Below are 16511 nucleotides of genomic sequence, written 5' to 3'. Positions count from 1 at the left end.
CGATGCGAGACGATTCCCGTCCCAGCACGACTGAAGCCGGGTCGCCGCCGACTCGAATCGAACCGCTTCCCGGCGAACCGGCCGCGACCGCCGCGGTCGGCGGCGATCGAGCACTGTTCGTCGCCGACTACCACGCCGGCTACGAGGCGGGGCTGCGATACGAGCGCGGCGTCGACGTTCCGAGTCAGGCACCCGACCGCCGGGAGCGACTGCTGTCTCTGCTCGAGCGCACCGACCCCGATCGGCTGGTCGTCTGCGGCGATCTGATGCACTCGATCGGGGACCCCGGCGGGGCCGAACGCGGCGAACTCGAGGTGCTGTTCGAATCCTTCGGAGCCGATCTCGCGGTGACGGTCGTCAAGGGCAACCACGACGGCCGGATCGAAACGTGGCTGGCTGACGGCGACGATATCGAGGCGACGGTCGATGTCGTCCCCGGCGACGGCGTTGCCCTCGGCGATATCGGCGTCTGTCACGGCCACACGTGGCCGTCGCGGGCCGCCCTCGAGAGCGACGTACTCTGTCTGGGCCACGAACACCCCTGTGTGCGACTCGAGGACGAGGTCGGCGGTAGTCGCGTCGAGCGCGCGTGGCTGCGCGGCCGCCTCGATCTCGAGCCGTTTCGCGACCGCCCCGAGTACGAGGGGGTCTCGTGGCTCGAGGACGCGGACGAACCACCGCCTCGAGCGGTCGTGATACCGGCGTTCAACGACCTCGTCGGCGGGACGTGGATCAACGTGACCGGGCAGTCGTTTCTCTCGCCGTTTCTCCCCGCAGGGCTGGCCGGGGGCGAGGCCTACCTGGTAGACGGGACGCGACTCGGGCCGTACGAATCGGTGTAAGGAAACGAGTGGGACCGACCGAAACAAGCAGGATCGACAAATCACTATCTTTCCACGCTATCGAATCTACTCCCAAGGTAATTTAAGACAGACTACATAATTGGAGGATATGTCGTTCCGCCAACCCTCTGCGGCGTTCTTCTCGGTCGTTGCTGGGAGTTACGTCGGCCTTCTCACGCTGGGTGGAACGGGCCTCGTCCTCGGATCGGGATACGTCACAGCGTGGTCCGTGGTTGCTGGTGGGTGTACCGGTCTTCTCGTGGCACTCCGTACCTATCTGTCGACGGCTCCTGCGACTTCCCTCGTCCGAACGCGGCTGTACCTTTTCCCGATCATAGCCGTATTCGTCCCGGTTCTTGCGGTTTTGCTTTTCCAACTGACCGCCACCCGTGGCTACGAGACGTGGCTGAGGGCCTGGCTTGGTGAATACCTCGTCTTCGCCCTCGCGGGAGCGGTCTTCTATTTCGTCACCGTGAACCGACACGCGGCGTCCCTTCGTGAACGGGAATCGGTCCTGGCCGAGTGGACATCGCATCCAGATACCAGATACCGGCGACTGATTCGCGGACTCGGGTTCGCTCTCGGTTGCGTCTGCCTCGTCGGCGGCCTTCTTCTCACAGTCTCGATTCCGCTGGTCCTCAATCCGCTTCCTGCGTTCGGTGGTGCGATGATCGGACAGGCGATCGGCGGCGGCAGACAGCGAACGTACACGCTCTTCGAGAGCGGGCTGTGCGTTCGCCGAGCGAAGACGTTCAATTACCAGTTTGTCCCCCGTACTCAGTTGCAGTCAGTCGATCTCACGGACGGCCGTCTCGAGATCCGTCGCGGACTGCCGTGGCCGCTTCCAATTCGGTGTGCCACGAAACCGATGACACAGCCCCGGCGGGTGGCGGACGCGATTGAACGAGTGCTCGAGTCCGAGTAACCGCCGACTGGCCCGGTCGCGTGACCGGCTCCCGGTGTGGAGACGCTGAATCGCACCCCCTCGCTCGGCAGAACCGACCGCGGTTGCACGAGGATCACCGCTCTCTCGTTTCGGACCTGATTTCGTCACCGTCTCGCCACTGGTAGTAGTAGTACTCGACGCCGGCGATCTCAGTCACCGAGACCGTCGCTCGTTCCGGGATGCCGTCGGGGTACGTCTCCGGATCGGCCACTGTTGACTCGTCCCCTTTCTCCGCTTCGCCGTCCCGTGCTTTCCACGCCGCCACCTCCTCGAGATAGGAACTCACTGCCCGGAGCGTCGCCGGCTCTCGCGTCGCGAGTTCTCGGACTGCCTCGCGACCCGTGCGGTCCAGTTCCGTCGGCACAGTCGGTCGCTCGTCCGCGGTCATGTCTCTCGGTGGTGGGCTGACGACCGTAAAACATCGTCTTTCCGTCCGAGAGTGCCGTCCAGTCTCGAGACCGTCTCGTTCATCGCGATCTGCGGTGTGTTGACTCGATCCGTATTGAGTCCTAGTATGCATCAGTACTCCAATTACGAGTGGCTTTATATACTAGAACGAGGTCGACACAGGTGACAATGAGTTCACAAAAGCAGCGTCCCGACACCCGGATCGATCCGGTTCCCGACGACCTCGAGTCAGCCAGCGCGAAACTCGTCTATCTCTATCTCGAGGCGGCCGACGGCGCGACGATCGACGAACTGGGGGAGATACTGGCGATGAAGAAGATCGACGTTCTGAGCGTGCTGAACTCGCTCTCGAGTGCCGGCTACGTCGAGCAGGCGGACTCGGAGTACGTCGTCGCAAACTAATCCCGAGACGCGGGCGGAGCCGACGAGGGGTCGCTGTTCTCACGACGGTGTCGACGAAAACGGAATCGGCCGCAGTGAGCCGCGGCAGTCACAGAATCGTCGCCGGTGTGTCGATCGCGGCGGAGTTAGACGCGGTGAAAGCGGGAGTCGCCTCAGAAGGTCTCGAGGTAGCGGTCGAGTTCCCAGTCGGAGACGTCGACGAGGTAGTCCTCGAACTCTTGGCTCTTGGCCTCGACGAACTTCGGCCCGACGTGCTCGCCGAGCGCGCTGTAGATGACTTCGTCCTCCTCGAGGGCCTCGACGGCCTCGCCGAGGTTCGTCGGCAGCGTGTCGATGCCGTACTCTTCGCGTTTCTCCTCGTCGAACTCGTAGATGTTCTCCCGGACCGGGTCCGGACAGTCGAGGTCGCGCTCGACCCCGTCGAGACCCGCGTGGATGAGCGCCGCGAGCGCGAGGTAGGGGTTACAGGACGGGTCGGGGAAGCGGGCCTCGATGCGCGAGGCGGCCGGGACGCGGGCGGCCGGTTTGCGGATCAGTGCCGAGCGGTTGCGGTCGGACCACGCGACGTAGACGGGTGCCTCGTAGCCGGGCACCAGTCGCTTGTAGCTGTTGACGGTAGGGTTCGAGATCGCCGTGATCGCCGGCGCGTGCTCGAGGATCCCGGCGATGAAGGAGTGAGCGGTCTCCGAGAGGTCGAACTCGTCGTCGTCGTCGTGGAACGCGTTCTCGCCGTCTTCGAACAGCGAGAGGTGCGTGTGCATCCCCGAGCCGTTGATGCGTGGGATCGGCTTGGGCATGAACGTCGCGTGCTGGTCGTGTTGGGCGGCGATGGCGCGGACGACAGTCCGGAAGGTGGCGACGTTGTCCGCCGTCGTCAGGGCGTCGTCGTACTCGAAGTTGATCTCGTGTTGGCCCTTGGCGACCTCGTGGTGGCTCGCTTCGATCTCGAAGCCCATGTCCTCGAGGCCGTAGATGATGTCGCGGCGGACGTCGCTCGCGAGGTCTTTCGGCGCGAGGTCGAAGTAGCCGCCATGGTCGCCCGTCTCCGTCGTCGCGCGGCCGTCCTCGTCCTCCTCGAAGAGGAAGAACTCCGGCTCGGGCGCGGCGTTGACCGTGTAGCCGAGGTCGTCGGCGCGCTCGAGTGCGTTCTTGAGCACGCGGCGCGGGTCGCCCTCGAAGGGCTCGCCCGTGGAGGTGTCGATGACGTCACAGATCATTCGGGCCGATGCGCCGTCCTCGCGGTCCTGCCACGGGAGAATCGCGAACGTGTCCGGGTCGGGCTTGAGCCGCATGTCCGACTCCTGAATGCGAACGAAGCCTTCGATCGAGGAGCCGTCGAAGTAGATTCCCTCGGTGAACGCCTTCTCGGCCTGTCGGGCCGGCACGGAGACGTTCTTGACCGTCCCGAGAATGTCGGTAAACTGCAGTCGGAGGAAGTCGATGTTCTCCTCCTCGATCTCGTCCAGTACGTCCTCTTCCGCGGCGGTTAAGTTTCCGTTCGTCATCTTCTGCTCGCCTAAGCCAATGGATTCTACTATTAAAGTTCTATTGTTGTTGGCGAATATCCGCAAATGGAGATAAAAATGGTCGTTCGTAGTTTATAATATGGAATATTCGGAGTGAGGATGACATTGGCTGAAAAATATCGTCGGAATTGAATAGTCGTGGAGAGTCGGCTCGAGAACGCGGTTCACCGGTCCGATCGAATCGCGCGTTCCCGCCGCCGTTACCGCCCGGCGGGCCGGTTAGCTCATCTCGAAGGCGCGGCCGCTGACGGCACCGACCGCCGCCGCTGCGGTCAGACTCGAGATGCCGATATCGATGCTCGCCCGCCAGACGGTCGCCGAGGTGCGGAGCGCGCGCCGCCACACCGTCAGCGGGGTCGGCGCTCGAGCGGGCGACGGGTCGGTACGCCGCGGTCGTTTCGCGAGCGTGGTCTCACAGGACGGGCAGACGTATGCGACGTGTCGTGGCCGTGACTGCACCTGCCAGTCGCCGTCGATCGGACTCGCGTGATCACACTCCCAGCAGAACAGCGTCGCTTTTCGCCGTGTCGGCGCACCGTCGTCGCGGGTGGATGCTGGCTGGGTCATCGAGCGAGGCTACAGCGGCCACGTATAAAGTCACACTCCGTAACCCCTTCACACAATACAGTTTACCGGTGAATCTCCGCTACGACACCGTCAATCGATCCGAGGGGTGTCGTGTCGACGTGGCGCCGTCCGTCGAATAGGCCCTCTCCGTCGGCCGAACACCGCGACATCCGTCACCGATTTCCGCGGCGAGACCCTCCGTTCGAGTATGGCCGCGACCAGCAAACCGAGCCGGTTCGAGACCGGCGACGACCTCGAGACCTTCGTGGAGAGCCACGACGTGGCGCTCGTCGAGTTCTACACCAGCGGCTGTGCGCTGTGTCAGGCGATGGAGCCGGTACTGGGGAACGTCGCCCGCGCGACCGACGTCGCCATCGGGATGGTCAACCCCGGCGACGATATCGAGCTCGTCGACCGGTTCGACATCCGGTCGGTGCCGACGCTGATCCTGTTCGAGGACGGTGACGAAACCGCGCGACTGGCGGAGGGCTTTCAGGGCGGCGACGCCGTTACCGACTTCCTCGAGACCCACGTTCCGAACGCCGTCGACGCCGACTGATACGGGTCGCGGTACTGATTGACCGGCGCAACCCCGACCGCGCTGGGTTGCGCCGGCAATGACGGACAGGAGACCGTATGAGCGGGGCTCGCGGACCGCGCGAGTCCACGAACCTTATGGCCGCCCGCTGCTAGGCCATCTCTATGTCTGCCGAGGGTGCCGAGCTGTTGGCGCTGCGCTGTGACGCCGTCGCCGAACTGGACGGGTCGGCGCTGCGCGACGTGCTCGGCTACTTCGATCCGGCCCTCGTCTACGTCGTTCGCGACGCCTCGGACGTCCGCGTCGTGAGCCGCCTCCGGCGCGCGTTCGACGGGCCGGTCGTCTCCGCCGCCGGTCCCGCGGAGGTCCGGACGGAGACCGTCGGTGACGTTTCGTTTCTCTTCTCGGGATCGGCCGCGCTGCTCGAGGACGCGGCCGAAAGCCACCCATCCGCTGACTACGTCGTCTGTGACGACCTCGAGCCGACGACCGACGCCGTCTCGCTGGCGGCGACTCTCGCCGGCCGCGAGGCCGCCGCCCGCTACCGGGCCCGAGCGGGCGGGGACCCGACGTTTCTCACCGGCGCGCTCGAGGCGAGTTACGACCACGTCTGGGCGGCGACCGTCGACGGCGAGTCGGTCCGACTGCCGGTTCGGGGGGTCGCCCCGCTCCGCCGGTCCGGTGCCGCGGAACTCGCGGGTCTCACCTGCGATCGATCGGGGTCGGTCGCGGTCTCGTCGGTCCCGGCGGACCGGTTCGGGCTGCGGGCGCTCGCCGGCGTCGGCCCGACGACGGCGGAGCGACTTCGGGAAAACGGGTACGACACGCGCGCGGCCGTCGCCGAGGCGACGGAGACGGCGCTGTGTGCGATCGACGGCATCGGCACGTCGACGGCTCGCGAGATCGTCGACGGCGCGCGGGCGCTCGCCGAGTCCCGCGTCGTCCGACGAACCGCCGACCCGGTCCCGCCGGCGGCCGACGCGGCGACGCCGCTGTTCGTCGACATCGAAACCGACGGGCTCCAGCCGACGATCATCTGGGTAATCGGTGTCTACGATCCCGAACGCGACGCCTACCTCGACTTCGTCGACACCGAGCCGACCCGCGACGACCCGGGCGCGGCGACCCGCGAGTTCGTCTCGTGGCTGGCCGCCGAGTACGACGCCCCGTCGCTGGTCGCGTGGAACGGCCACTCGTTCGACTACGAGCACCTCGAGCGGTTCATCGCCCGTGACGCGCCCGCGTATCACGAGTATTGGCGCGAACACGTGTCCACCTACGATCCCTACGACTGGGCGGTGCGACGGGACAATGCCGTCCTGCCGGGCCGGACCGACCGACTCGAGGATGTCGCGCACGCGCTCGGCTGCGACCGCTCGGGTGCCGCGGCGGCCCTCGACGGGAAGACCCTCGCCGAGCGGATTCGGCGATTGCTCGAGGGCTCGAGCGGTCCCGATTCCGGCGCGAACGGCGGCTCGGATGCCGCGACCGATTTCGGTATCGACTGGGACGCGGCGCGTCGGTACTGCGAGGCAGACGTTCGCGAACTGGCCGCGGTCTACGATGCGATCGCCGCGGCTCCGCCCGCGACCGAGCGCGGCGCAAACGGAGATCGAGCGACGGACGATTCGACGACCCAGACCGGACTCGCAGACTTTTGAGTATGCCAACTGACGACACCGAGACCCTGACGACGGACGGAGACAGCATCCCGACGGACGGCCTCGCGCTGACCGCCGCGGAACTGGTCGAGACGTATCCCTCGAGTCGCTACAGCGGCCAGGACCGCGAGCGGTTCACGCTGCCGGCCGAGTCCGCCAGCCACGTCCCGGCCCGCGAGGTGTTACCGCCCGAACTCGCGGCGACACTCGCGGTCGACCCGTGGAGCCATCAGGCCGCGGCGCTCGAGTCGCTGTCCGCGGGCGAGAACGTCTGCGTCGCGACCTCGACGTCCTCCGGGAAGACCTACGTCTACGGACTGGACATCGCGCGACGGTTTCGAGAAAACTCCGACGTGCGCGCGTTGCTCGTTTACCCGACGAAGGCGCTCAGCCGCGATCAGGAGCGGGAACTCAACGACCTCTTCGACGCGCTCGGACTCGAGGTCACCGTCGGCGTCTACGACGGCGACACGAAACGACAGGAGAAAGCGCGCATCCGCGAGGACGCAAACGTCGTCATCACGAACTTCGCGGGGGTGAACCAGTACCTCGAGGGCCACCACCGCTGGGCCGACTTCCACGCGAACTGCGAGTTGCTCGTGATCGACGAGGCCCACGCGTGGACGGGGATCAGCGGGATGCACGCGGCGTGGATCCTCCGGCGGACCCGCCGACTGATCGACTGGTACGGCGGCGACCCGCAGTACGTGCTGACGACGGCGACGATCGGCAACCCGGCCGGACACGCGGAGGCGCTGACCGGCGAGCCGGCGACGGTGATCGACGAGGACGGCTCGCCGAGCGGCCGCCGCCATCTCGTGTTCTGGGACCCGCCAGCGGACGGCGACGGAGGCGGTGCCGATACCGGCGACGGTGACGGAGGCGGCGACAGCGCGTGGACGCCGAGCAAGCGCCCCGCGACCGTCGAGGCACCCGAGGTCTGGGCGCACTGCTGCGATCGCGGCGTCCCCTCGCTGCTGTTCTGTGACTCCCGCAAACAGACCGAACTCGCCGTCGGGCGCGCACGGGAGTACCTCGAGACCCCGAGTCTCCCCTCCCGCGGCGGGACCGAACTCGCCGCCTACAACGCGGGCCACGGCAAGCAATCGCGCAGAGGGACCGAGAACCGGCTCAAGAGCGGCGACCTCGACGGCGTCGCGACGACCAGCGCGCTCGAGGTGGGCATCGACGTCGGCGGCATCGACGGCACCGTTCTGCTGGGTTATCCCGGCTCGCGCCAGTCGTTCTGGCAGCGGATCGGCCGCTCGGGACGCGGCGAGCGCGAGGCGCTCTCGGTGTTCGTCCCCAGTCACGCGACGCTCGACCAGTACATCCTCCGCCACCCCGAGTACCTCCTCGAGGAGGAACCCGAGAGCGCGGTCGTCGATCTCGAGAACAATCCGGTCTACCTCCAGCACCTGCAGTGTGCTGCCCAAGAGCTACCGCTGCGCCGCGAGGACGCCGACCGGTTCGGCGGGCTCGACCGCCTCGAGCGAGCCGTCGAGTACGGCCGACGAATCGGCGACTTCGAGGGCTCGCTCGCGGGTGGCGTCACCTACGCCCACCGCGACCGACCGCAGGACGAGATCAGCCTCTACGCCTCCGGCGGGGACGACTTCGAGGTCCGACTGGCCGGCGAGGACTCGTTCGACCACCAGCCGATCGGCCGCGCACGCGCGTATCGGGACTACCACGAGGGCGCGACGGTGCTGTATCGGGGCGACCAGTACGAGGTGGTCGAACTCCGGGAGGATCGGCCCCAGCCCTACGTCGAACTCGAGGCCGTCGATGTCGACTACTACACCCAGTCCCAGCGCCAGACGACGATCTACGACACCGAGGTCCGCGAGTCCCGCGACGTCGGCCCGTTCCGGCTCAACTGGGGCTACGGCACCGTCACGGTCCACCACGGCACCTTCATGAAACGGGAGATCGGCTCGGGCGACGTTCGCGCCGTCGGACTCGAGACGGGCGTCCCGCCCCTGGAGATGCGCACGCAACTGTGCTGGGCCGAGGTGCCCGACGACGTGGAACGGGCGGTGACGGCCGCTCACAGCGACTACCACAACGACGAGTGTGAGAAACTCCCGCCGCGGCTCCACGGCTACCTCGGCGGCATCCACGCCATCGAGCACGCGATGATCGCCGTCGCCCCGCTCGAGTTGACCGTGGACGCGGCCGACCTCGGCGGACTCGCGACCAACCGGCTGCCCGACACCCCCGGAACGAGCGGCTGGTTCATCTACGACGGTATCGAGGGCGGACTGGGCTTTTCCCGGCGCATCTACGAGGAGTACGAGGCCGTCGCCCGGCGGGCCCGCGATCTGATGGTCGACTGTGAGTGCGGGCGCGACGAGGGGTGTCCCGCCTGTCTGATGGACGACCGCTGTGGCAACGACAACCGACCGCTGTACTCGCCCGCGGCGACGGACGTGATCGACGCGCTGCTGGGCGATTTCGACGTCGATGATCGGCGTGCCGATCTCGAGACGAACGACGGAACAGACAGCGAGCGCCGGCCGCCCGCGTCGATCTCGTAATGCGAACCCTAACTCTCGGTCGCGCCTTTCCGGGCTCAGCTGTCGGGCTCGAGTTCGCGCGGATCGAGCACGCCCGCGAGATAGCGGTCGCCCGCGTCGGAGACCTCGTACAAGCCGGGCATGTGGCGCTTCAGGAGACCGTACTTGGCCAGTTCACGACACCGATAGGCCGCGTACTTCGCCGGACAGATCCCTTCCTCGTCCATCTGGGTCGGCTCGAAGGCGTCTTCGTCCTGCATGAACTCGAGGATTCGGCCGTCGACGGCCTCCATCCATCTGGCGTCGATTTCCGAGCCGGCGTCGGCATAGATCGGGACGCCGGCTTTCGTCTCGACGGTGATTCCGCCCTCGAGATGGTCGTCCGCGTCGACCCGTATCTCGGGATGTGCCTCGACACCGGTGTCGCTCTCCGCGTCGGCGTCGGGAGTGCGTTCGTCCATACGGGGTCGTTCGGTCCGCGCCCGTGAGTATGTTTATACTGCCGGCCGCCGGGCTCGAGCGACGAGCGTACTGTCCCGTGAGAACGGTCGGTTACGACTGCCGCTGGTCGGGCGCGTCGTAATCGACGTGGACGTTCGGGGTGGTCGCCGGTTCCTGTCCCGTAATTCCGCGGTCGACGAACGTCACGTCGGTCAGATCGCCGGTGAACTGGAACGTTACCGTTCCGGACTCGATCGTCCCCTCGACCGTGGTCCCCGACACGACGGTCGCGTCGGCGTCCCGCGGGTCGTCGGTCAGATCGATCTCGCCGTCGACGGTAATCTCGAAACTCGAGGGCGTTCCCTGTCCGATGATCGTCAGCGTGTTCGGGAGGGAGTCCTCGGTCTCGCCGGCGTCCATGGCCGCCGTTCTCGTTGCCGCGATCGTCGCCGTCGCGGTCGGTTCGACGGTGCTCGGCGACGGCGTCTGGTCGTCTGCATCGGCCGCGAATCCGCTCCTGTCGTGGTCGACTGTCGCGTTCTTCCGCGTCATATACTGGACACAGTCGAGTATGCCAGCATAAGCCTTCTCACTGAACTAACGGTCGGAGGCGACGAAATATAAGCTCTCGAGTCGAAGATCGGCGGAATTTTCGAAACGGCGTCGACTCGAGAGAATCGGCGGAAATCCCGTGGCCGAGACCCGTTCACGGCATCGGCTTGACGGAGAACAGCTGATCGGGTCGATCGGCGTCCGGCCGTCGGTGGGCGACGATTGCAAGGTCAAGACTTGTCCCAGCGATCGCCGTAGCCGACCGGTATGGATTCGAAACGGCCCGACGTTCGACTCGACGACGCGCCCGACGAAGACGGAATCGTCACCAAGCGAGATCGCACTGAACAGTCCTCCCGCTCGCTCATCGGCAAACTTCGCGAGTATCTCGGCCGGTAATGTGTCGGTGAGCGGCCAGTCAGCCGTCGTCCTCGAGGAGACCGAGATCGGTGGCGGCGAGATCCGCGATACGATCGGCGATGTCGGGATCGACTTCGGCGATGTCGTCGCCGTCGTGGAGCTGGTCGTTGTGTCGTTCGATGGCGTCTGCGAGGTCGGAGAGCGGAACGCGGGAGGTCGTCTCGCAGGCCGGACAGACGACGGGAACGCGCGGCGCGTCCTCGTCAGCGTCGGTCGTGTTCGTCATTTGTCGGGTATCTCGCGTCGACCGTCAAAACCTAATTGGTTCGAACGGCGCTCCGAGTCAGCGTCCACGAGAGTCCGGACATCGAGACGTTCCGCTTCGAACGACTGACGTTGCTGTGGTTTGATAGCACACATCGGTCGATTCACCGGCGTCTGTCGTCCGTTTTCGTCGCGTTTTGAACCGATTGGCCAGCAGTATTATTGTGTTCCGCTCGAATCATCTGATAGACGGGGGTACGACAGTCTGTCGGTGGGATACCCCACCTGATCTTTGCCCCGTCACGACGTGCGAGGAGCTCCATGGTTCCCGGCTACAACTCGTAGCCGTTCCCTGTCTTTCGTCTCGGTTCACCGATGTGAGTTAGCTGTCCATGACGCCGCTCGAGCGGCTGTGCCGTGAATATCCCGGGTCGAAGAGCGTCGGGTGAGCGTCGGCTCGAGGGCCGGGATTAGCCGCGGTATCGAGCGAGGACGGCAACCGAGAGTGCGACGAGGGCTGCAAGGACGCCGAACCCGGGCATTTCGTCGTTCTCGCCGGACTCACTCTCGTCGGGTTGTTGGTCGTTCTCGTTCGTCGAGTCGCTCGTCTCGTTCGTTTCGGACTCCGAGCCGCTCGAGCCGTCGGGGTCGAACCGTTCGTCGGCCGGTGCGTCGAGTTGCAGGATGACGTCGACCTGTCCGTGCGTGGCCCCGGGTTCGTAGGTCCAGCCGCCGCCGGCTTCCTCGTAGGACTCCGCAGCGGTTAGCGGGTCGATGTCGGTATCCCAGCCGTCGCCTTCGGGGATCTGTTGAATGTATCCGGCGACGTCGATTCGATCGGCGTTCTCGCCGCTGATCTGCGCTTCGCCGTACTCGATCGTCGCGTCCTCGGGATTGCCGTGCAACTCGATACAGTGGGAATCCAAGTAGCCGTCGCCCTGTGCGATGTCCGGGCTCGTTCCGAACTGGTCGGCGTCGAGCGGACGGTCGTAGTGCTCGGTCATGGGGAACTGGACGGTCATCGGATCGGCCTTGGAGTGCCAGCTCGTGACATCGTTCGTGGGAATCGTCACGGACGTGTTGGGGACCGACTCACCGACGACGGGGTCGCCGTTTTCGTTAACCAGTGTAACACAGATTTTCCCGGAGCCGTCGCCGAGATACGGGTTCCGATACTCGTCGCGCGGGTTCTCGTAGCTGATCCAACTACCGTCGTCGGCCGCCGCCTCGAAGTAGGGATCGCCCGGCTCCGGCGCGGCCTCGACGTACGCCTCCTCCGAGACGGACTCGTTCGAATCGGGACCGACGGCCGCAGACGCGCCCATAGCACCCGTCGCGACGAGACTCGCGATGACGGCCAGTCCGAACCCGAGCGCGAGAAGCGTCTGCCGGCTGCCCGGAACCAGGTCTCGAAGCGTTCCTAATCCGATCATGGTTACGCTCCGTACCCGGCCGTGGCTGCCGTAGAATCGTTCGTCTGACTGTTCCGCGACGACGACTGTCGTCTGACAGTACTAGTCATCGAATTGAGGTACCGGATTCCCCGCCCTATATATGAGCAGCGTACTCGAGGAGTAGACAACTGCTACGCCGAGTAGACAGTCGTTTCGATGACCGGCAGGGTCCGAAACCGAGTCATAACAGCGGCTCTTCGAGGTGCCCACTGGGGTAACTCCGGGTTCATCGACGGCAACACTTCGCGTACCGTCGTTTCGATCGGTCAGTAATTCCGTATATTGGACAATGTCCGGCCAAAGACAGCTAACAGGAACGTGATCCCAATGGATTGTATTTAGTTAAACTTAACACCCGGTATTGGACAGGGAGTGGTATGGTAGAAGATAGCAACAACTTCGAGCGGATACTGACGAAGAAAGACCTCTTCGTGCTCGCGTTCGGCGCGATGATCGGGTGGGGATGGATTATCCAGACCGGCTTCTGGATCGACGAAGCGGGGGTCGCCGGATCGGTGCTCGGCTTCGTCGCGGGCGCGATCATGGTCTGTATCGTCGGCCTGATCTACGGCGAGCTCGCCTCCGCGCTGCCGTTCGTCGGCGGCGAGCACGTGTACAGCTTCCGGGCGCTCGGGCCGCTCTGGTCGTTCGTCTGTACGTGGTCGCTCGTCCTCGGCTACGTCGGCGTCGTCGTCTTCGAGGTCGTGGCGCTACCGTCCGCGATGGCGTACATCGTACCCGGCTTCAACGTCCTCGAACTCTGGACGGTGGCCGGCGAGCCGGTCTACGCCTCGTGGATTCTCGTCGGCGGGATCGGCGCGGTCGTGATGACGGCGCTCAACTACCGCGGCGTGAAACCCGCAGCACAGTTCCAAACGATACTGGCACTCGTCATCGGTCTGGCCGGGATCATGCTCGTCATCGGCGCGCTCTTCAACGGCCAGTCGCAGCCGAACCCGCCGCTGTCGGACGTCGGAACGGCGGGCGTGGCGACGGTCGCGATCATGACGCCGTTCATGTTCGTCGGCTTCGACGTTATCCCCCAATCCGCGGAGGAAGCAGATGTCGCGCCCCGGCTCATCGGACTACTCATCCCGGCGTCGGTCACGCTCGCCGCGCTGTTTTACATCGCGGTCATCTGGGCGTCCGGACAGGCGATGCCCGGCTCCACGCTCGTCGACAGTCCGCTGCCGGCCGCCGCGGCCATGGAAGCGATCTTCAGCAGTCAGCTGATCGGCCGTATCATGGCACTCGCCGGTATCGCGGGCATCCTGACGAGTTGGAACTCCTTCCTGCTCGGAGCCAGCCGTGCCGTCTTCGCGCTCGCCGACTCCGGCATGATCCCGCGGCGGATCAACACGCTCCACCCCGAGTACAATACGCCCTCGACGGCCATCGCCCTCATCGGCGGTCTCTCGATCTTCGCCCCACTGTTCGGCGAACAGATGCTGGTCTGGATCGTCAACGCGAGCGGCCTCGGTCTCGTCGTCGCGTGGTTCATCGTGGCCGTCTCCTTCCTGGTGTTGCGCCGTCGCGAGCCCGAACTGAACCGGCCGCTGAAGCTCCCGTTCGGGTACGCGTTCGGAGTGGCCGGGCTGGTCCTGACGCTCGGATTCATCGGCCTCTACCTGCCCGGCGGCCCGTCGGCGCTCGTGTGGCCCTACGAGTGGGCGATCGTCCTCCTCTGGGCGCTGCTCGGCGTGGTCCTGTACGGCGCCTCCTCGACCGATTCCGACCTCGAGCTGGCGGATCTCGAACTCGACGAACTCGAGTAGTCACTCGCGGGTTGACAGCGGGAACGAGAATCGCCGCTCGACTTCGGGTCGTCTTTCCCGGCGAAAACGGCGGTATCCTCACTCGTCGTCGGCGACGGTTTCGACTAACGTGTCCAGTTCGAAGTCGTTCAGCGGGTAGGACTCGTCTTTGACCGTTTCGACGACGAACTGCGAACTCGTTCGGACGACCTCGTCGATCGCCTCGTAGTCGCTGATGAGCCGGTGGACCATCTCGCGGCCCGAGAGGTGGGCGATGACGACGAAATCGGTGTCGCCCATCGTGAAGTACACCTGATTGACCCCCTCGATGGCGGCGAGTTTCTCGCCGACCTCCTCGTGGTACTGCTCTTCGTACTCCGCGATGACCTCCGTGATCACCGTGATCTCGAGTCCGAACTCCTCGAGGTCGATGTCGAACAGATCGTCTGTCACGACGCCGCTCTCTTTGAGTTTCGTGAGTCGATAGTGAACGGTCGACTTCGGGATGTCGGTGTACTCCGAAATCTCGTCCGGACTCCCCGTTCCGAGTTCCGCGATAGCCTGAAGAATGCGAACGTTTCGCTCGTCCATACTCGCGAAACGGAGTACACGGATAAACAACATTCGAACGTGAGTCGCGAGATCGGGGAAACGTTGGATGCAGTTCGGGGGTTCGCCGCGACTCGAGCGGTCGCGCCGCTCGAGCGATCAGTGAATCCGGGGCCGGCGTTTTAGAGATGGGACAGAATTCCTAAAGACATATTTTATTAGGATGTAGTTCGACTCTTTAGGCAATGGCTGGACAACAAACTGATTCGTCCGCCGGCCGGGAGTCGAACGCGGCCGTCCTGTCGGCGTACGACGACCACGTGATGCCCATCTGGAAATCGCTCGACGTGCCGATCAAACGGGCCTCGGGCTGTACGCTCGAGGACTTCGAGGGCAACGAGTACCTCGATGTCTTCTCCGGGATTTCGGTGGTCAACGTCGGCCACGACAACGACGCCGTCGTCGACGCCGCGAAAGACCAACTCGACGAGTTCGTCCACGGCTGTTCGTACGTCCACCCCAACGAACCGGTCGCCGACCTCGCCGAACGGATCGCCGACGTGACGCCGGGCGACCTGCAGAAGAGCTTCTTCTGTAATTCCGGGACCGAGGCCGTGGAGGGCGCGGTCAAACTCGCGCGGAAGTACACCGGCTCGAAGGAAGTCATCGCCCTCGAGATGGGCTTTCACGGCCGTACCCTCGGCAGTCTGGCGCTGACGGGGAACAAGGCCTACAAGCAGGGCATGGCCCCGACGCTCAACGACGTTGCCCACACCGCGCCGCCGTACGGCTACCGCTGTCCGCGCTGTGACGGCGACCAGTGCGATGCCGACTGCGCCGAGGAACTCGAGCGGATCATCGGCTCGCACACGAGCGGGGACCTCGCGGCGGTCGTCGTCGAACCCGTCATGGGCGAGGCCGGAATCATCGTGCCGCCGGCGGGGTGGCTCGAGCGGGTCCAGGAGATCGCCCACGACCACGGCGCACTGCTCATCGCCGACGAGGTCCAGACCGGCTACGGTCGGACCGGGGAGCTGTTCGCGAGCAGCCACTTCGATGTCGAACCCGACATCCTCACGCAGGCGAAAGGCATCGCGAACGGGTTGCCGCTGGGTGCCTTCACCGCCTCCGCGGAGATCGCGGACGCCTTCGAGTCCGGCGACCACCTCTCGACGTTCGGCGGGAACCCCGTCGCTTGTGCCGCCGCGCTCGCGACGATCGACGAACTACAGGACGGGATCGTCGACAACGCCAGCGAGCAGGGCGCGTGGCTCGAGTCCGAACTCCAGACCCTCGAGGACGAGTACGACGTCGTCGGGCAGACCCGCGGCCTCGGGCTCATGCGCGGCGTCGAACTCGTCGATCCGAGCGAGACCGGGCCACAGAACGTCGCGCCGAAACCGGACAGCGACCTCGCGTCCGCGGTGAGCGAGTCCCTCCGCGAGGAGTCGAACGTCGTGATGGGCGTCGGCGGCTACTACAAGAACGTCATGCGCTTCCAGCCGCCGCTGACCATCTCCCGCGACCAGCTCCAGTACGCCGTCGACGAACTGGAGGCGGCCCTCGAGACGGTCGCCTGAGTCCGCAGCCGCGCCGAACGGGACCGGCCCGAGTGCGGATCGACCGCGGTTCCTCCCGCACTCACGGCAGGTCCTCGCTCTCGGCGGAACAGGTCGATAGTCGGGACAATCAGCTTCTGTTGGACGCTGTCCAATACACGATTGTAAG

17 protein-coding genes are annotated in these 16511 nt (G+C 65.4%); 9 read left to right on the top strand and 8 right to left on the bottom strand.

Annotation, left to right across the window (positions count from 1 at the left end; translation table 11 throughout):
• Positions 1 to 2 precede the first annotated feature (2 nt).
• Both FEJ81_RS05840 and FEJ81_RS23705 read left to right on the top strand, forming a co-directional pair.
• A complete protein-coding gene (locus FEJ81_RS05840) occupies positions 3 to 842 on the top strand; it encodes a metallophosphoesterase (RefSeq protein ID WP_138244397.1) in 840 nt (279 codons plus the stop codon).
• Between the two features lie 667 nt (positions 843 to 1509).
• Positions 1510 to 1767, top strand: a complete 258-nt coding sequence (locus FEJ81_RS23705; protein ID WP_229504762.1) for a hypothetical protein — start codon at positions 1510 to 1512, stop codon at positions 1765 to 1767.
• A 94-nt stretch (positions 1768 to 1861) separates the two neighbouring features.
• On the opposite strand, the gene FEJ81_RS05830 is transcribed toward FEJ81_RS23705, so the two are convergent.
• Positions 1862 to 2176 carry a hypothetical protein gene (locus FEJ81_RS05830; protein ID WP_138244395.1) on the bottom strand — a complete coding sequence of 105 codons (315 nt, stop codon included), beginning with the start codon at positions 2174 to 2176 and terminating at the stop codon, positions 1862 to 1864.
• A gap of 188 nt (positions 2177 to 2364) precedes the next feature.
• On the opposite strand from FEJ81_RS05830, the gene FEJ81_RS05825 reads away from it, so the two are divergent.
• Positions 2365 to 2598, top strand: coding sequence for a MarR family transcriptional regulator (locus tag FEJ81_RS05825; protein WP_138244394.1), 234 nt, complete (start codon positions 2365 to 2367; stop codon positions 2596 to 2598).
• A gap of 152 nt (positions 2599 to 2750) precedes the next feature.
• On the opposite strand, the gene glnA is transcribed toward FEJ81_RS05825, so the two are convergent.
• A complete protein-coding gene (gene glnA, locus FEJ81_RS05820; RefSeq protein WP_138244393.1) occupies positions 2751 to 4103 on the bottom strand; it encodes a type I glutamate--ammonia ligase in 1353 nt (450 codons plus the stop codon).
• Positions 4104 to 4343: 240 nt separating this feature from the next.
• Positions 4344 to 4691 carry a hypothetical protein gene (locus FEJ81_RS05815; RefSeq protein WP_138244392.1) on the bottom strand — a complete coding sequence of 116 codons (348 nt, stop codon included), beginning with the start codon at positions 4689 to 4691 and terminating at the stop codon, positions 4344 to 4346.
• 208 nt (positions 4692 to 4899) lie between these two features.
• On the opposite strand from FEJ81_RS05815, the gene FEJ81_RS05810 reads away from it, so the two are divergent.
• From FEJ81_RS05810 to FEJ81_RS05800, 3 genes are all read left to right on the top strand, one after another.
• Positions 4900 to 5250, top strand: coding sequence for a thioredoxin family protein (locus FEJ81_RS05810; RefSeq protein WP_138244391.1), 351 nt, complete (start codon positions 4900 to 4902; stop codon positions 5248 to 5250).
• A 143-nt stretch (positions 5251 to 5393) separates the two neighbouring features.
• Positions 5394 to 6890: a ribonuclease H-like domain-containing protein gene (locus tag FEJ81_RS05805; protein ID WP_138244390.1), complete on the top strand. Its 1497-nt coding sequence runs from the start codon at positions 5394 to 5396 to the stop codon at positions 6888 to 6890.
• Between the two features lie 2 nt (positions 6891 to 6892).
• A complete protein-coding gene (locus FEJ81_RS05800) occupies positions 6893 to 9430 on the top strand; it encodes a DEAD/DEAH box helicase (RefSeq protein WP_138244389.1) in 2538 nt (845 codons plus the stop codon).
• A gap of 35 nt (positions 9431 to 9465) precedes the next feature.
• Here the strand turns inward: FEJ81_RS05800 and FEJ81_RS05795 are convergent, their stop codons facing one another.
• Positions 9466 to 9870, bottom strand: a complete 405-nt coding sequence (locus tag FEJ81_RS05795) for a hypothetical protein (RefSeq protein ID WP_138244388.1) — start codon at positions 9868 to 9870, stop codon at positions 9466 to 9468.
• Between the two features lie 91 nt (positions 9871 to 9961).
• Positions 9962 to 10402, bottom strand: coding sequence for a hypothetical protein (locus tag FEJ81_RS05790; RefSeq protein ID WP_138244387.1), 441 nt, complete (start codon positions 10400 to 10402; stop codon positions 9962 to 9964).
• 267 nt (positions 10403 to 10669) lie between these two features.
• On the opposite strand from FEJ81_RS05790, the gene FEJ81_RS24135 reads away from it, so the two are divergent.
• On the top strand, positions 10670 to 10801 hold the full coding sequence (locus FEJ81_RS24135) for a hypothetical protein (RefSeq protein ID WP_267877932.1): 132 nt from the start codon (positions 10670 to 10672) through the stop codon (positions 10799 to 10801).
• A 19-nt stretch (positions 10802 to 10820) separates the two neighbouring features.
• Here FEJ81_RS24135 and FEJ81_RS05785 read toward each other — a convergent pair whose 3' ends face one another.
• Both FEJ81_RS05785 and FEJ81_RS05780 read right to left on the bottom strand, forming a co-directional pair.
• Positions 10821 to 11048: a hypothetical protein gene (locus FEJ81_RS05785; RefSeq protein WP_138244386.1), complete on the bottom strand. Its 228-nt coding sequence runs from the start codon at positions 11046 to 11048 to the stop codon at positions 10821 to 10823.
• Positions 11049 to 11496: 448 nt separating this feature from the next.
• On the bottom strand, positions 11497 to 12459 hold the full coding sequence (locus tag FEJ81_RS05780) for a PGF-CTERM sorting domain-containing protein (protein ID WP_138244385.1): 963 nt from the start codon (positions 12457 to 12459) through the stop codon (positions 11497 to 11499).
• Positions 12460 to 12857: 398 nt separating this feature from the next.
• On the opposite strand from FEJ81_RS05780, the gene FEJ81_RS05775 reads away from it, so the two are divergent.
• Positions 12858 to 14255, top strand: coding sequence for an APC family permease (locus tag FEJ81_RS05775; RefSeq protein WP_138244384.1), 1398 nt, complete (start codon positions 12858 to 12860; stop codon positions 14253 to 14255).
• A gap of 78 nt (positions 14256 to 14333) precedes the next feature.
• On the opposite strand, the gene FEJ81_RS05770 is transcribed toward FEJ81_RS05775, so the two are convergent.
• On the bottom strand, positions 14334 to 14825 hold the full coding sequence (locus FEJ81_RS05770; RefSeq protein ID WP_138244383.1) for an Lrp/AsnC family transcriptional regulator: 492 nt from the start codon (positions 14823 to 14825) through the stop codon (positions 14334 to 14336).
• Positions 14826 to 15028: 203 nt separating this feature from the next.
• Here FEJ81_RS05770 and FEJ81_RS05765 point away from each other — a divergent pair, with 203 nt between their 5' ends.
• Positions 15029 to 16363: an aspartate aminotransferase family protein gene (locus tag FEJ81_RS05765; RefSeq protein ID WP_138244382.1), complete on the top strand. Its 1335-nt coding sequence runs from the start codon at positions 15029 to 15031 to the stop codon at positions 16361 to 16363.
• The last annotated feature ends 148 nt before the right edge of the window (positions 16364 to 16511 follow it).

It is taken from the genome of Natrinema versiforme (genome assembly GCF_005576615.1).
In the GTDB taxonomy this organism is placed as follows: Archaea; Halobacteriota; Halobacteria; order Halobacteriales; family Natrialbaceae; genus Natrinema; species Natrinema versiforme_A.
This window is presented reverse-complemented; position numbering and strand designations above follow the sequence as displayed.

Coding starts and splice junctions, on each gene's coding strand:
- FEJ81_RS05805 (WP_138244390.1), top strand. CDS start 5,394: ATGTCTGCCGAGGGTGCCGAGCTGTTGGCGCTGCGCTGTGACGCCGTC.
- FEJ81_RS05800 (WP_138244389.1), top strand. CDS start 6,893: ATGCCAACTGACGACACCGAGACCCTGACGACGGACGGAGACAGCATC.
- FEJ81_RS05840 (WP_138244397.1), top strand. CDS start 3: ATGCGAGACGATTCCCGTCCCAGCACGACTGAAGCCGGGTCGCCGCCG.
- FEJ81_RS05825 (WP_138244394.1), top strand. CDS start 2,365: ATGAGTTCACAAAAGCAGCGTCCCGACACCCGGATCGATCCGGTTCCC.
- FEJ81_RS05765 (WP_138244382.1), top strand. CDS start 15,029: ATGGCTGGACAACAAACTGATTCGTCCGCCGGCCGGGAGTCGAACGCG.
- FEJ81_RS05815 (WP_138244392.1), bottom strand. CDS start 4,691: ATGACCCAGCCAGCATCCACCCGCGACGACGGTGCGCCGACACGGCGA.
- FEJ81_RS05795 (WP_138244388.1), bottom strand. CDS start 9,870: ATGGACGAACGCACTCCCGACGCCGACGCGGAGAGCGACACCGGTGTC.
- FEJ81_RS05770 (WP_138244383.1), bottom strand. CDS start 14,825: ATGGACGAGCGAAACGTTCGCATTCTTCAGGCTATCGCGGAACTCGGA.
- glnA (WP_138244393.1), bottom strand. CDS start 4,103: ATGACGAACGGAAACTTAACCGCCGCGGAAGAGGACGTACTGGACGAG.
- FEJ81_RS05790 (WP_138244387.1), bottom strand. CDS start 10,402: ATGACGCGGAAGAACGCGACAGTCGACCACGACAGGAGCGGATTCGCG.
- FEJ81_RS05830 (WP_138244395.1), bottom strand. CDS start 2,176: ATGACCGCGGACGAGCGACCGACTGTGCCGACGGAACTGGACCGCACG.
- FEJ81_RS05810 (WP_138244391.1), top strand. CDS start 4,900: ATGGCCGCGACCAGCAAACCGAGCCGGTTCGAGACCGGCGACGACCTC.
- FEJ81_RS24135 (WP_267877932.1), top strand. CDS start 10,670: ATGGATTCGAAACGGCCCGACGTTCGACTCGACGACGCGCCCGACGAA.
- FEJ81_RS23705 (WP_229504762.1), top strand. CDS start 1,510: ATGATCGGACAGGCGATCGGCGGCGGCAGACAGCGAACGTACACGCTC.
- FEJ81_RS05785 (WP_138244386.1), bottom strand. CDS start 11,048: ATGACGAACACGACCGACGCTGACGAGGACGCGCCGCGCGTTCCCGTC.
- FEJ81_RS05780 (WP_138244385.1), bottom strand. CDS start 12,459: ATGATCGGATTAGGAACGCTTCGAGACCTGGTTCCGGGCAGCCGGCAG.
- FEJ81_RS05775 (WP_138244384.1), top strand. CDS start 12,858: ATGGTAGAAGATAGCAACAACTTCGAGCGGATACTGACGAAGAAAGAC.